The organism is Frigoribacterium sp. CFBP 13605, from assembly GCF_014839405.1.
Lineage (GTDB): Bacteria > Actinomycetota > Actinomycetes > Actinomycetales > Microbacteriaceae > Frigoribacterium.
In genome coordinates this window covers 128606-142021 of the sequence record NZ_JACYNS010000001.1, presented here as the reverse complement: position 1 = coordinate 142021, position 13416 = coordinate 128606, and the positions used below count along the sequence as shown (strand labels likewise).

12 protein-coding genes are annotated in these 13416 nt (G+C 72.9%); 7 read left to right on the top strand and 5 right to left on the bottom strand.

The features are described 5' to 3' along the window. The first annotated feature begins 311 nt into the window (after nt 1-311). The 6 genes from IFT36_RS00655 to IFT36_RS00630 all read left to right on the top strand — a co-directional run bounded on the left by IFT36_RS00655 (nt 312) and on the right by IFT36_RS00630 (nt 6707). Nucleotides 312-1883, top strand: coding sequence for a sugar transferase (locus IFT36_RS00655; RefSeq protein ID WP_200412187.1), 1572 nt, complete (start codon nt 312-314; stop codon nt 1881-1883). A gap of 77 nt (nt 1884-1960) precedes the next feature. Beyond that, on the top strand, nt 1961-3223 hold the full coding sequence (locus tag IFT36_RS16285; protein WP_056045142.1) for a glycosyltransferase family 4 protein: 1263 nt from the start codon (nt 1961-1963) through the stop codon (nt 3221-3223). Continuing rightward, nucleotides 3220-4017, top strand: a complete 798-nt coding sequence (locus IFT36_RS16280) for a CDP-alcohol phosphatidyltransferase family protein (protein WP_307784985.1) — start codon at nt 3220-3222, stop codon at nt 4015-4017. Before IFT36_RS16285 ends, IFT36_RS16280 begins: the two co-directional genes overlap by 4 nt. Next, entirely contained in the window at nt 4014-5462 is a 1449-nt protein-coding gene (locus IFT36_RS00640) for a hypothetical protein (protein WP_200412186.1), read from the top strand. Before IFT36_RS16280 ends, IFT36_RS00640 begins: the two co-directional genes overlap by 4 nt. A 146-nt stretch (nt 5463-5608) precedes the next feature. Then, a complete protein-coding gene (locus IFT36_RS00635; protein ID WP_056047412.1) occupies nt 5609-6049 on the top strand; it encodes an FAD synthase family protein in 441 nt (146 codons plus the stop codon). 91 nt (nt 6050-6140) lie between these two features. Then, nucleotides 6141-6707, top strand: a complete 567-nt coding sequence (locus IFT36_RS00630; RefSeq protein WP_200412185.1) for a hypothetical protein — start codon at nt 6141-6143, stop codon at nt 6705-6707. Here the strand turns inward: IFT36_RS00630 and IFT36_RS00625 are convergent. The 4 genes from IFT36_RS00625 to IFT36_RS00610 form a co-directional block, all read right to left on the bottom strand. Further along, nucleotides 6656-6910 carry a hypothetical protein gene (locus IFT36_RS00625; RefSeq protein ID WP_200412184.1) on the bottom strand — a complete coding sequence of 85 codons (255 nt, stop codon included), beginning with the start codon at nt 6908-6910 and terminating at the stop codon, nt 6656-6658. The genes IFT36_RS00630 and IFT36_RS00625 overlap by 52 nt on opposite strands. A gap of 18 nt (nt 6911-6928) precedes the next feature. Further along, nucleotides 6929-8785, bottom strand: a complete 1857-nt coding sequence (locus IFT36_RS00620) for a DEAD/DEAH box helicase (protein ID WP_200412183.1) — start codon at nt 8783-8785, stop codon at nt 6929-6931. An 11-nt stretch (nt 8786-8796) separates the two neighbouring features. Next, nucleotides 8797-10080: a DNA polymerase IV gene (gene dinB / locus IFT36_RS00615; RefSeq protein ID WP_056045159.1), complete on the bottom strand. Its 1284-nt coding sequence runs from the start codon at nt 10078-10080 to the stop codon at nt 8797-8799. A gap of 78 nt (nt 10081-10158) precedes the next feature. Continuing rightward, nucleotides 10159-11361, bottom strand: coding sequence for an acyl-CoA dehydrogenase family protein (locus tag IFT36_RS00610; RefSeq protein WP_307784984.1), 1203 nt, complete (start codon nt 11359-11361; stop codon nt 10159-10161). 22 nt (nt 11362-11383) lie between these two features. Here IFT36_RS00610 and IFT36_RS00605 point away from each other — a divergent pair, with 22 nt between their 5' ends. After that, entirely contained in the window at nt 11384-12172 is a 789-nt protein-coding gene (locus IFT36_RS00605) for an SGNH/GDSL hydrolase family protein (protein WP_056045163.1), read from the top strand. 8 nt (nt 12173-12180) lie between these two features. On the opposite strand, the gene IFT36_RS00600 is transcribed toward IFT36_RS00605, so the two are convergent. Beyond that, a complete protein-coding gene (locus IFT36_RS00600) occupies nt 12181-13413 on the bottom strand; it encodes a D-alanyl-D-alanine carboxypeptidase family protein (protein WP_200412181.1) in 1233 nt (410 codons plus the stop codon). Nucleotides 13414-13416: the final 3 nt, after the last annotated feature.

Below are 13416 nucleotides of genomic sequence, written 5' to 3'. Positions count from 1 at the left end.
CGGGTGCCCCCCGAACTAGAGTCACAGCATCCTCCTGGTCGACCCGAAATCGCCAGGAACCGAGAAACCCGACCCTCTCCACCGGGAGCATCTGCTCCCGTCACCGCACCGACCCGAATCGTGCGTCGAGCAGACCCGCTGCCCGGCGCGCCCGTCGCCGCCCGGCCGACGTCGCGCACCATCGTGACGTCCGTGCTCCGGCGCGACGCCTGGGCGGTCGATCGAACCCGAACCTCGATCGACCGCCCGCCACCGCCCCCGTCGTCACCACCGACGTGGGCGTGCCGTCGCCTACCCGAACCCGAGACCCGATGTCCAGCACGCAGAGCGAACTCCGCTCACTCCTGGTCGGACCGTCGTCACCCCGACGGATCGATCCCCCGTTCGACCTGACCGAGTCGGACGGCCCCCTCGCGGCGCCCGCCGCGACGCACGACGCCGAGTCCGGCGCCGCCTGGGCTCGCCGCTACCGGCGCCGGCTCCGCCTCGTCGACACGGCCGTCCTGACCCTGAGCATCGTCGGTGCCGTCGTGGTGGACGCCGCGAGGGCCATCGCCGCCGGTCGGGGCTCGGATGCGTCCACCCTGATCGAGTCGGTGGGTTCTCCCGTGCTCCCCGTCGTCGTCGGGCTGGTCTGGACCTTCTGCCTCACGCTGCACCGCACCCGCGACCTCGCGGTCGTCGGCAGCGGCGTCGTCGAGTACAAGCGCCTCCTCACGGCGAGCGTCTGGGCCTTCGCCGTCGTGGCGATCGGGTTCGCCTCGGTCGGCCACATCGGCGGCGAGGGCTACTTCCTGGTGGCGCTGCCCGTCGGCGGTGCCGGCCTGGTCGTCGGCCGGTGGACCATGCGGCGCTGGCTCGAACGCCAGCGGGCCAAGGGCCACTACCTGTCGAGAGCCGTCATCGTGGGATCGCGCGACGACATCGCCGACGTCGTCCGTCGCATCGACAAGACGAGCGGTGCCGTGTACGACGTCGTCGGGGCGGCCGTCCCGGACGCCGACCCGAGGGGCATCGTGGTCGGAGGCCGCACCGTCCCTGTGGTGGCGGACCTCGACGGCGTCCCGCGTGCGGTCTGGCGCCTGGGCGCCGAGAGCGTGATCGTCGCCGGCGAACCGGGTCGTGGCCGGGAGTACCTGCGCGACCTCGGATGGTCGCTCGAAGGACGAGCGACGGAGCTCGTCATCGCCTCGCGACTGACGAACGTCGCCGGGCCCCGCATCCACTACCGCCCGGTCGAGGGTCTCCCCCTCATGCACGTCGAGCTGCCGCAGTTCGACGGCCCGCGACACGCCCTCAAGCGTCTGTCCGACCTCGCGCTGGCGTCCGCCGCGCTCGTCGTCCTCGCGCCGGTGTTCGCCGTCGTCGCCCTCGCGGTGCGGCTCGACGGTCCCGGCCCGGTGCTGTTCCGTCAGCGCAGGGTCGGCCGAGACGGACGCACCTTCGAGATGCTGAAGTTCCGCTCCATGGTCGTCGACGCCGAGAGCCGGCTCCCCGGCCTCGCGCAGGCCGACGAGGGAGCCGGCCTGCTCTTCAAGATGAAGTCCGACCCGCGGGTCACCCGCGTGGGTGCCGTCCTCCGTCGGTGGTCGCTCGACGAGCTGCCCCAACTGTGGAACATCGTCCGAGGCGACATGAGCGTCGTCGGGCCCCGGCCGCCCCTCCCTCGCGAGGTCGAGGGGTACGAGGACCACGTCCACCGACGCCTCTACATCAAGCCCGGCCTCACGGGCATGTGGCAGGTGAACGGACGCAGCGACCTCAGCTGGGAGGAGAGCGTCCGCCTCGACCTCTACTACGTCGAGAACTGGTCGCTGACGGTCGACTTCGTCATCATGTGGCGCACCGTCCGGGTCCTCTTCGAGCACCGGGGAGCGTATTGACCCCCACCAGCAGCATCCGAGACCACCGCGGGCCGTTCACGGGCCCGGACCACGCTCACGACGACAGGGGAGAGAGCATGTCCGTCGACATCAGGCACTACCGGGACCGCGAGTCCGCACCGGCGACGACCGCCGCACCGATCCTGCGGGAGGACGCCCGGACGGGCGTCGACCTGCCCGAACTCCCCCGCCGTCGGAGGGGATCGCGGCGCAGCCGGGTGCTGCTGGTGCACTCGTCCGACGAGATGTACGGCTCGGACCGGATCGTCCTCGAGGTGGTCGGTGAGCTCGCCGCCCGCGACGACCTCGACGTGACGGTCTGGCTGCCCTCCGACGTGTCCGTCGGGCCCCTGGGCCCGAGGCTGCGCGAGCTCGGGGCGCGCGTCGAGCGCACGCCCCTCCCGATCCTGCGCCGGACCCGGCTCGGACCGCTCGGACTCGTCCGCCTGGCCCGTGACGCGGCCCGCACGGCGCTGAGACTGTCCGGGCGCCACTTCGACCTCGTCTACTGCGCCACGAGCGCCTGCCTGATCGTCGCGCCCGTCGCCCGGGCCATGGGCGTCCGCCGCGTCGTGGGGCACCTGCAGGAGCCCTGGAGCGACGGGGACCGTCGAGGCCTCCGTCCCCTGGCCCGCGCCTGCACCTCGTTGGTCGCCGTGTCGCGGTCGGTGCTCGACTCGTCCGGCCTCTCGGAGGACTCGCGCGCCGTCGTGGTCCACAACGGCGTGTCGGACCGCTCGATCGCCGTCACCGACCGTGCCGAGGGTCGCGCGCCCCAGTACGTGGTCGCGAGTCGCTGGAACGGCCACAAGGGTCACGCGACGCTCTTGACGGCCTGGAACGCGGCAGGCTGCCCCGGCCAGCTCGTCATCCTGGGCGGCCCGCCGGCCGTCGGCTCCTCCGTCGACGTGCCCGGCCTGGTCGCGGCGATCGTCTCGCGACCCGAGACGGTCACCGTCGTGGGAGAGGTCGACGACGCGTCGCCCTACCTCCGCGACGCCGACGCGGTCATCCTGCCGACCGACACCCTCGAGGGCTTCGGACTCGTCACGCTCGAGGCGTTCAGCCAGGGGCGTCCCGTCATCGCCAGCCGCTCCGGCGGCCCGGAAGAAGTCGTTGACGAGGGTCACACGGGCTGGCTCTTCGACCGCCGAGACGTCGACGGCCTGACCGAGATCCTGGCGTCGATGGACGTCTCCACCCTGGCCGTCGCCGGGCGCCACGCCCGCGAGGCCTACCTCCAGCGGTTCACACCGGAGCGCATGCGCCGCCGCATCGGCGCGGTCGTCACCCGCGAGCTGCACACGGCCGACGTCGACTCCCTGGCGGTGGCCTCGTGACCGACGCCCCCACGACCACCGAGGGGACCTCGGCCCGGCCCGCCGTGCCCCGTGCCGTGCGTCCCGCCCTCGCCGCGCTCGCGTCGGCCCAGAAGCCGTCCACGGGTGCGCCCGCCTATTCGCGCTTCGTCAACCGCCGACTCGGTCGATGGGCCGCCGCGGTGGCCTACACCGTGGGTGCCACGCCGAACCAGGTCACGGCGCTCAGCGCCGCGTGCACCTTCGCCGGCATCGCGGTCCTCGCCTTCGCGCCGTCCGGCATCGGGACGGCCCTGGCCGTCGTCCTGCTGCTCGTCGTGGGTTACGCCCTCGACTCGGCCGACGGACAGGTCGCGCGCCTCCGGGGCGGCGGCAGCCCCGCGGGCGAGTGGCTCGACCACGTCATCGACGCGACCAAGATCGCGGTGCTGCACCTGGCGGTCTTCGCGTCGTGGCTCCGTGAACCGGAGGGTCGCGAAGCCCTGCTGGCCGCGCCGCTCGTCTACCAGGTCGTGGCGACGGTGGCGTTCTTCGCCATCGTCCTGACCGACCAGCTCCGCCGGGCGGAGGCGGCCCGGACCGGCGTCGCCGCGCCCGTCGGACGTCGCACGGGACTGCTCTACTCGCTGGCGGTCGTCCCGACGGACTACGGCCTGATGTGCCTCGCGTTCGTCTTGTTGGCCTGGCCGCCGGCGTTCACCGTCGTCTACCTGGCGCTCCTCGTCGCGAACGCCGGCTACCTCGTCCTCGCCCTGCCGAAGTGGTTCCGCGAGCTGAAGTCCCTGACTCCCCCGTCGATCGGTTCGAGGTCGTGAGGCACGAGGTCGCCCCGGTCCGTCGTGCCGTCGCGGGGGGTCTCGGTCGCGCCGTCTCGCGCCATGCCGCGCTCATCGGCGTGGCGGCGCTCCTCGGGGTGGCCGCGGGCGTCGGCGCATCGCAGCTCGCTCCGGCCGACTGGCGCGCCGAGGCGACGCTCCTCGTCCGGGTCGAGTCCCCGGGCTCGGGCCTCGCGGCCCGCGGTCAGTTCGCCCAGCAGCGCGTGGCGTCCTACGCCGAGCTCGGCACGAGCCCGGAAGTCCTCGGACCGGTCGCGGCCGACCTCGGCCTGCCCGTCGACGAGCTCGCCGAGCGGGTCTCGGTGGTCAACCCGGACGGCACCGCGGTCCTCCGCGTGCAGACGACGGCCGGAACGCCCGACGGGGCCGCCTCGCTCGCCGACGACGTCGCCGAGAGCCTCTCGGCGGTCGTGGATCGCGCCGAATCGGACGCCGGGTCGGACGGTCAGACCGTCGCGCTCGACCTCACCTCCCCCGCGGCCGTCCCGACGACGCCCGACGAGCCGGGCCTCGCGCTGACGGTCCTCTCGGGTCTCCTCGCCGGCCTGGCGGTCGGTCTCGCCGGCGCGCTCGTCCTGGCCCGTGCCCGGCCCACGGTCGACACGGTCGACGACGTGCGCCGCATCACGGGGCTGCCGGTCGTGGGACAGCTCCCGGGGGCCCTCCGGCAGGGCGACGACCCGGTGACCGGAGCCTCGTCCGCCCGGACCCGCACGGCCCTGCGCGAGGTCGTGCAGAACACGAGGGCCCTCCGGGGTGGCTCGCTGCCCGCCACGCTCCTGCTGGCCCGGACGGACTCGGTCCGCGAGGCGGTCGGCGTCGACGGCGGCCTCGCGCGCGCCGTCGTCGAGCTCGGTGCCACGTGCGCCCTGGTCCAGTCCGACTTCGACACCCGCACGCTCTCCCGTCCCTCGACGGTGCCCGTGGGCGCCGTGCCCGAGGAGGTCGAGGCCGATCGGCACGGCTACGACCGCGTGCCGGTGTCCGACGGGGTCGTCGCGTCGTCCCGTCACCTGGTCCGTTCGGGAACCCACGCCTTCTTCGCCGCCCTGCGCGAGGACTACGACGTCTCCGTCGTCCAGGCCTCCAGCGACTCGCACCCGCTCGCGCTGCGCAGCGTGACCGACGAGGTGGACGGCGTGCTGCTGGTCGTCCGGTCCGGGGTCACGACGGTCGAGTCCCTCCGGAGCCTGAGCGCCGAGCTCGTCAGCCTGGACGTGCAACCCGTGGGCGTCGTGCTGACCGGGGTGCCCCCGTGGCGCCGGGTCCTGGTGCGTGCCACCTGGCTCGACGACGACGTCCGTCACCCCGTCGAGGAACCCACGCCCTCGTTCAGCATCGCCGACCTCGTGGACCACGCGGGCGCCGCCCGCCCGCTGCAGGACCTCCCCCGCCTCCGACGCCGGCCCGGTGCCCTGTCGTGAGCACCTCCGAGCACCACCCCGACGAGAGGACCACACCCGTGGACGTCATCCCCACCCCCGCCACCGGCCTCGCCCTCGACCCCGTCGACGGCGGGAGCGGACGAGGAGGCGCGGGCCGGGTCGGCTACGCGGCCGGCGCCTTCGACCTGTTCCACATCGGCCACCTGAACCTGCTGCGGCACGCGTCCGCGCAGTGCGACCACCTCATCGCCGGCGTCGTGTCCGACGAGATGTTGCAGGTGACCAAGGGCATCTCCCCCGTCGTCCCGCTCGCCGAACGGCTCGAGATCGTCCGCCACATCGACGTCGTGGACGGCGTCCACGCCGAGACCGTGCCCGACAAGATGGACGTCTGGCGCGAGCTCCGCTTCGACGTCTTCTTCAAGGGCGACGACTGGCGGGGCACCGAGAAGGGCCTCCGGCTCGAGCGAGAGTTCGGGGCGGTCGGGGTCGAGGTCGTCTACTTCCCGTACACCATGAGCACGTCCAGCACGGTGCTCCGCAGGGCGCTCCGGGCACTGTCCGGGGCGCCGGGCCAGGGCGGCGAGACGGTCGCCGTCGGCGACTCCGTGCGACTCCAGGGCTGATCGGTCCTCCCCAGCCCCGCGTCGATCCTCGTCGATCGATGCGGCTGGGGAGAACCGTCCGGAAGCGGTGGCGGCCCGAGATGCTCGACCCATGACACTCACCTCGGTCCTCGACACCACCCTCGACCGCCCTCCCGCCGACCCGGTCGCAGCCTTCGCCGCGTCCGATCCGGGACGCATCGCTGATCCGCACGCCCCCGTCCAGGACGTCGACGACCTCGTCCGGCACGTCGAGGCCATCGTCCCGTCGGCGGTGCGTCGCCAGCTCTGGACGTTGTTCTTCGACGACGACGACGTCCCCCTCCCCCTCATGGTGCCCCTCGAGGGCATCCCCGAGGTGCCCGACACCGCCGCCCTCGACCACTACGGCGATGCCCTGGCCGCCGTCGCCACCGAGTTCGGCGCCGCGACCGTGGCGTTCGTCCTCGAGAGGGTCGGCGCCGCGTCGCCCCGTCCCTCGGACCGCCGGTGGGGCGACGGGCTCCGGGCGCTCGGGCGAGGTCGACCCTTCGAGGTCCGACCGGTGCTGCTGTGCGGCGACGAGGGTGTCTCGGTGCTCGGCCCGAGTGGGGGCGCCGGGGTGCGCCCGGCCCCGGACGGGGTCCCTCAGGCGTCCTCGAGGCCCGTCCGCCTGGTCGACATCGTCCGCCTGCCCTGACCCCGCTCGCGGTCGACGACTCGCCACCAGGCGGTCTCGGCGAGCTCGGGGGACGTGTAGACGCCCAGGCGGGCCGGCTCGGCGTCGGTCGGGCTCCATCGGCTCAGTCGGTAACCGCCACCGAAGCGCTCCACGACCGCCTCGGGTGCCCCCTCGGGGTCGGCGCGCACGGTCCACCGGTCGGGGACGTTCTCGTCGAGCATCGGTCGATCGTACCCGGGTCAGGCGCGCTGGCCGAGGCGGCCGCGCAACACGTCGATGCGCTTCTGGATCTGTTCGGTGCTGGCCTGAGCGACGGACGGGCCCCCGCTGATGCGCCTGAGGTCCGCGTGGATCACCCCGTGCGGTTCGTTCGAGTGCCGCGACCAGATCGACACGAGCCGGCTGAGCTCTTGCCGCTGCTCTTTGATGGTCTGGTAGAGGGGTCGGGCCTCGTCGACCGGAGCGGTCGTGGGCAACCCGGTCTTCGGAGCCCGTCGTGCCTGGGTGGCCTGCCGCTGCCGCAGCAGGTCGCGGACCTGGTCGGGCTCGAGCAGACCGGGGATGCCGATGAAGTCCAGTTCTTCGAGGCTGCCGATCTCGCCTCCGGTGCCGAACTCGCCGCCGTCGTAGAGCACCCGGTCGAACGAGGCCTGCGAGTCCAGGGCCTCGAACGGTTGCTGCTCGAGGAGGCTCGACGCCTTCTCGTCGCGGTTGGCCGCGGCCATCATGTCTTCTTCGGGGGCGAACAGGCCGTCGTCGGCGTCGGTGGGTCGGTCGAGCGCGTGGTCGCGCTGCAGTTCGAGCTGGTTGGCCAGGGCCATCAGGCTGGGCACGCTCGGCAGGAAGATCGACGCGGTCTCGCCCCGTCGGCGGGCTCGGACGAACCGTCCCACGACCTGGGCGAAGAAGAGCGGCGTCGAAGCCGAGGTGGCGTACACGCCGACGGCGAGACGCGGGACGTCGACGCCCTCGGAGACCATCCGGACCGCGACCATCCAGCGGCTGTCGCCGTCGGAGAAGGCCTGGATGCGGTCGGAGGCGGCCTTCTCGTCGCTCAGGACGACGGTGGGGCGTTCACCCGTGAGCTTCTGCAACACGGCTGCGTACTGCCGAGCCGCGGTGTGGTCGGTGGCGATGACGAGACCCCCCGCGTCGGGCACGCCCCGGCGCACCTCGGTGAGGCGCTTGTCGGCCGCCGAGAGCACGGCCGGGATCCAGTCGCCCTGCGGCGACAGCGCCGTACGCCAGGCCTGGGCCGTGATGTCTTTCGTCACGGCTTCGCCGAGGGACGCGCTCATCTCGTCGCCCATCCGGGTGCGCCAGCGCATCTGGCCGGCGTACGCCATGAAGAGGACGGGTCGCACCACCCCGTCGGCGAGGGCACGGCCGTAGCCGTAGGAGTAGTCGGCCCTCGAGGTGCGGATGCCGTGCTCGTCCGGGGCGTACTGCACGAACGGGATCGGAGCCGTGTCGGACCGGAACGGGGTGCCCGTCAGCGAGAGACGGCGGGTGGCCCCGGTGTAGGCCTCCCGGATGCCGTCGCCCCAACTGAGCGCGTCGCCGCCGTGGTGCACCTCGTCGAGGATGACGAGGGTTCGACCGGCCGTCGTGATGGCCTTGTGCACCTCGGGCTTCATGCCGACCTGGGCGTAGGTGACGGCGATGCCGTGGTAGTGCCGCCCGAAGGTGCCGTCGGCGTTCTTGAACATCGGATCGAGGCGGAGGTTGACCCGGTCGGCGGCGTCGGCCCACTGACGCTTCAGGTGCTCGGTGGGGGCGACGACCACGACGCGGTCGACCTCGCCGCGGGACAGGAGTTCGGTGGCGAGGCGGAGGGCGAACGTCGTCTTGCCGGCGCCCGGTGTGGCCGCCGCGAGGAAGTCCCTCGGCATCGTCGAGAAGTAGAGCTCGAGGGCGTCGGCCTGCCACGCGCGCAACTTGCTGGCGGTGCCCCAGGCGGCCCGCTCGGGGAACGCGGGCGAGAGGTGTTCGGCGGCCGAGTTGCCTGCCGAGACGCCGACGTCGAGAGGGTCGGACGAGAGGCCGTCGAGGTGCTGCTCACCCCCGGCGGGGTCGGATGCGTTGGCGGTGCTCACTCGAACCGAGTTTACCCTCGACCGGCGTCGTCGACGGACGCGGCACCCGCATCTCGACCGGAGGCGCCGGGTCGACGCCGCGAGGTGCCGAGCAGCGAGGCCGGCGTCAGCATGGCCGAGCCGAACTTGGCCCGGAGGGCGTCCATGGTCGACTCCGCCTCGCGCCAGTCGGCGTCGTCGTCCCACAGGCCGAGCGAGTCACCGCCCGTCCCCTCGCTGAGCTGCTCGACGCGCACGCCGACGAGCCGGATGCGTTCGTGCTGCTTGCCCGTGGCCTCGTAGAGGGACACGACCTCGTCGTAGATGCGTCGCCCGAGGTCGGTCGGGTCGGCGAGCGTCCGGGACCGCGTGATCGTCACGAAGTCGGTCGTCCGCAACTTGAGCACGACCGTGCGACCGCTCACGCCCGCGGCCCGCAGACGGGTGCCGACCTTGTCGCTCAGGCGGAGGAGTTCACGTCGGACGACGACGGGGTCGACGACGTCGGTGCCGAACGTGTTCTCGTTGCCGACGCTCTTCTCGGCTGTCTCGGTGTGGACGCTGCGGGGATCGCGACCCCACGCCAGGTCGTGCAGCTTCGCGCCCGCGGCCGGCCCGACCGCATGGACGAGCATGTCGAGAGGGGCCGAGGCGACGTCGCCGACCGTTCGGAGGCCGCGGTCGAGCAGCACCTGTTCGGTCTTGCCGCCCACGCCCCAGAGCGCGCTGATCGGCCGCGGGTGCAAGAAGGCCAGGGTGTGGCGGTGCGGTACGAGCAGGAGCCCGTCGGGCTTGGCGACGCTCGACGCGAGTTTGGCGACGAACTTGGTCGACGCGGCCCCGATGCTGCAGTGCAGCCCGGTCTCGGCATGGACCCGACGACGCAGTGCCGTGGCGATCTCGAACGGCGAACCCATCAGGCGGATCGACCCGCTGACGTCGAGGAACGCTTCGTCGATGCCGAGGCGTTCGACCAGGGGCGTGACGTCGTCGAACATCGACATGACTCGTGAGGACCAGTGCTGGTACTTCTCGAAGTGCGGTTCGAGCACGACGGCCTGCGGGCAGCGACGCAACGCGATCGCCATGGGCATCGCCGAGTTGACGCCGTACTTGCGGGCCTCGTAGGTGGCGGCCGTGACGACCGACCGGTCGGAGCGGTGCCCGATGACCACGGGTCGGCCCCGGAGCTCGGGGTGGTCGAGCAACTCGACGGACGCGAAGAAGGCGTCCATGTCGACGTGGAAGATCGGCGCGGTCGCGTCGTCGGTCGGCACCGTCGTGACGATCCGCCCGCTGCCGTCTTGTTTGCTCACCGGAGCATCCTCACACGCGCCACCGACATCGTCGTCGCCCGGGGTGCGGCCCCCGGTGCGGCCGCGTGCGTCGACCCGTCAGGAACCCGGTCCGAGGAGCGCCGCCGCGATGGTCGCGTGCGCCGAGTCGGTGTTCGACGGGTGGAAGCGTCCGGCGAGGACGTCCCGTTGCAGGCGCCCGAGCTCGGAGGGCGACCGGTACGAGGACCCCCCGGCCACCGTGACCGCCTGCTCGACCACCGCGCGGGCCGTCCCGGTGGCGCGCGTCTTGAGCCCGACGACGAGGCGAGGCCAGTCGGCCCCGTGGTCGACGAGTTCGTCGACGTCGCGGGCGACCCGGTCGACCTGCGGCTCGAGTCCGTCGACCGCCAGTCCGGCGTCGGCGACGCGCCAGCGGACGACGGGGTCGAGCGCCCTCGCCGCTCCCCCGGCACGCCGCGAGGTCGTCCCGAGTGCCGACTCGACGGCGAGCTCGAGGGCCCGGCGGGCGATGCCCCGGTACACGGCGGCCACGGTCGTCTCGAAGACGGCGAAGACCGCGAAGACGAACGGGTCGGCGCTCGGGCCGACGGGCAGTCGACGGACGATGCGTGAGGCGGGCACCTCGACCCCGGTCAGCCGGGTCGTGTGGCTCTGCGTGGCGCGCATGCCGATGGTGTCCCAGTCCTCGAGCGAGGCGTGGCCCGGCTGCTCACGGTGGACGAACCCGTGGACGAGGGCCGGCGCCTCCGGGTCGGAGTCGTCCCGTCCGAAGACGCCGAGGCGCGTCCAGACCGGCGAGAGCGACGTGGAGACCTTTGTGCCGGTGAACCGGTAGCCGCCGTCGCCCGTGGGTTCGGCCGAGGTCACCGAGTCGGACAGGACGAGGTCGTTGCCGGGCTCGCTCACCCCGAAGGCGAAGACCTCGTCGTGCGCGGCGTCCTCGAGGACGAGGTCGAGCGAGTCGTCGCCCCGGGCGTGCAGCACGGCCGCGCACCCGGTCCAGACCAGGTGCATGTTGACCGCCAGCGCCGTGGCCGGGGCCGCCGCCGCGAGGCGTGACTGCAGGGACGCGACCTGCTCGAGTCCGAGACCCGCGCCTCCTCGGTGCTCCGGGACGAACGCCCTCAGGTAGCCGCGCTCGCGCAGGTCGGCGAGGTCGTCGTGGGGGAACGTGTTCTCGCGGTCGTGGTCGGCGGCCCGCCCCCGGAAGCGCTCGAGCAGCTCGTCGGGCAGCAGCTCGCCGGGCGACCAGGAGGCGCGGGTCGGGTCGGACGGAGGGGCGGGCTTCGGTGCGGGCACGCGTCGAGAGTAGTTTGGTGGCATGAGTCAGCAACACCCGTGGTCCCGTTACGTCGCCCTCGGCGACTCGTTCACCGAGGGGATCGGCGACCCCGAGGAGCGCTCCCCCGGGGGGCACCGGGGCTGGGCCGACCGCGTCGCCGAGGTGCTGGGCTCCTCGACCGAGGACTTCGCCTACGCCAACCTCGCCGTGCGGGGCCGCCTGCTGAAGCAGATCATCGACGAGCAGTCCGAGGCCGCGCTCGCCCTGCGGCCCGACCTCATCTCGGTGTCGGCCGGGGGCAACGACATCATCCGTCCCGGCACCGACCCCGACGAGGTCGCCGCGGGCTTCGAGGGGTTGGTCGCGCGACTGCGGTCCGACGGTGCCACGGTCGTGGTCTTCACCGGTCCCGACATCGGCCTCACCCCGGTCCTCGGTCGTCTCCGCGGAAAGGTCGCGATCTACAACGAGCATGTCCACGCCATCGCGCTGCGACACGACGCGGTGGTCGCGGACATGTGGGCGTTGCGTCAGCTCGTCGACCCACGGATGTGGGCGCCCGACCGGTTGCACTTCAGTCCCCTCGGCCACCACACGATCGCGCGGATGGTCCTGCAGGCCCTCGCGGTCGAGAACGACCTCGCGCCCTACGAGCCCGAGCCGCTCGAGCGTCGCCCCTGGCGCAACGCACGGGCCGACGACATGGGCTGGGCCCGCGAGTACCTCGTGCCCTGGGTGGTACGGCGCATCCGGCACCAGTCGTCGGGCGACCTGGTCCGGGCCAAGCGACCGGACGCCGTCACCGTGGTCCACCGCACCGACGACTGACGCTCGGGTCAGAACACCTCGTCGGGATGCGTCAAGCGCCACCAGGCGCCCGGCTCGCCGATGCCCGCGTCGAGTTCGAGGGGCACGACGTGCCGTTCTCCGTCGACGGTGAAGGTGACGTCGCCCACGCGCGTTCCGACCGGGGCCGCGCCCACGTCGTCGGTCTCGACCGACGCCTGCACGGTCTCGTCGCCCCAGACGAGGACGGTGGCGTCCTCCGCGGCCACCGCTCGGGCCTCGTCGCCCCAGGGCAGTTCGTAGTCGGCGAAGGCGTCGCCGCGGCTGGTCAACGTGATGGTCCGGAAGCCCTCCGCGACGCTCGCGAGCAGGGCCTGCACGTCGCGGTCCAGCTGGTCGTGGTCGACACCGCCGAGCATGGCGCCCACGACCGTGACCCGTCGTCCGCCGATCGTGTAGTCGGCCGCGAACAGCAGGCAGGCGCCGGCCTCGTCGAGCGTCCCCGTCTTGATGCCGACGACGCCGTCCAGCCCGAGCAGTTCGTTGCTGTTGCTGATCTCGCCGATGCCGGGCACGGACGTCGTCGCCGTGCCGACCGTGCGGGCGACGTCGGGGTCGGCCAGGGCGAGTCGGCCGAGTGCGATCAGGTCGGTCGAGGTGCTCGTGTTCTGCGGCGACAACCCGGTGGGCTCGACGAGCGTGGTCGACGAGAGGCCGTGGCCGTCGAGCCAGGACCGCGCCGCGTCGACGAAGGCCTGGTCGCTGCCGAACGCCCACCGGGCCAGCACCTCGGCGTAGTTGTTGGCGGACTCGATCAGCATGACCTCGAGCACCTGCCGCTCGGTGAGGACCTGCCCGGCGGCCATCGGTGCCACCTTGCCGTTCCGTGCGCGGTACGCGTCGACCAGGGCCGCCTCGGCCGGGCCGAAGGTGAGGGACGGGCCGTCACCGCCGTCGAGGGGTTTCTCGTCGAGGACGACGAGGGCCGTGACCACCTTGCTGATGCTCGCGATCGGACGGGGTCGTTCGTCGCCGCTCGTCGTCAGGCTGTCGTCCCAGCCGATCGCCTCGACCGCCGTCGCGCCGTAGGCGGGGAAGGTCAGGTCGGGAGCCTCCTCGACCGGTGCGGCGTACGAGTCGACGTCCGCCGCGGCGGGCCCCAGCGGGCTGAGCAGTGCCAGGGGGACGTAGCCGCCGACCGCGACGACCAGGGCGAGCAGCGCGACCACGCCCACGCGCCTCCGGACCACGCCGGGTCGACGACGCCCGTCGACTCCGGTCACGCG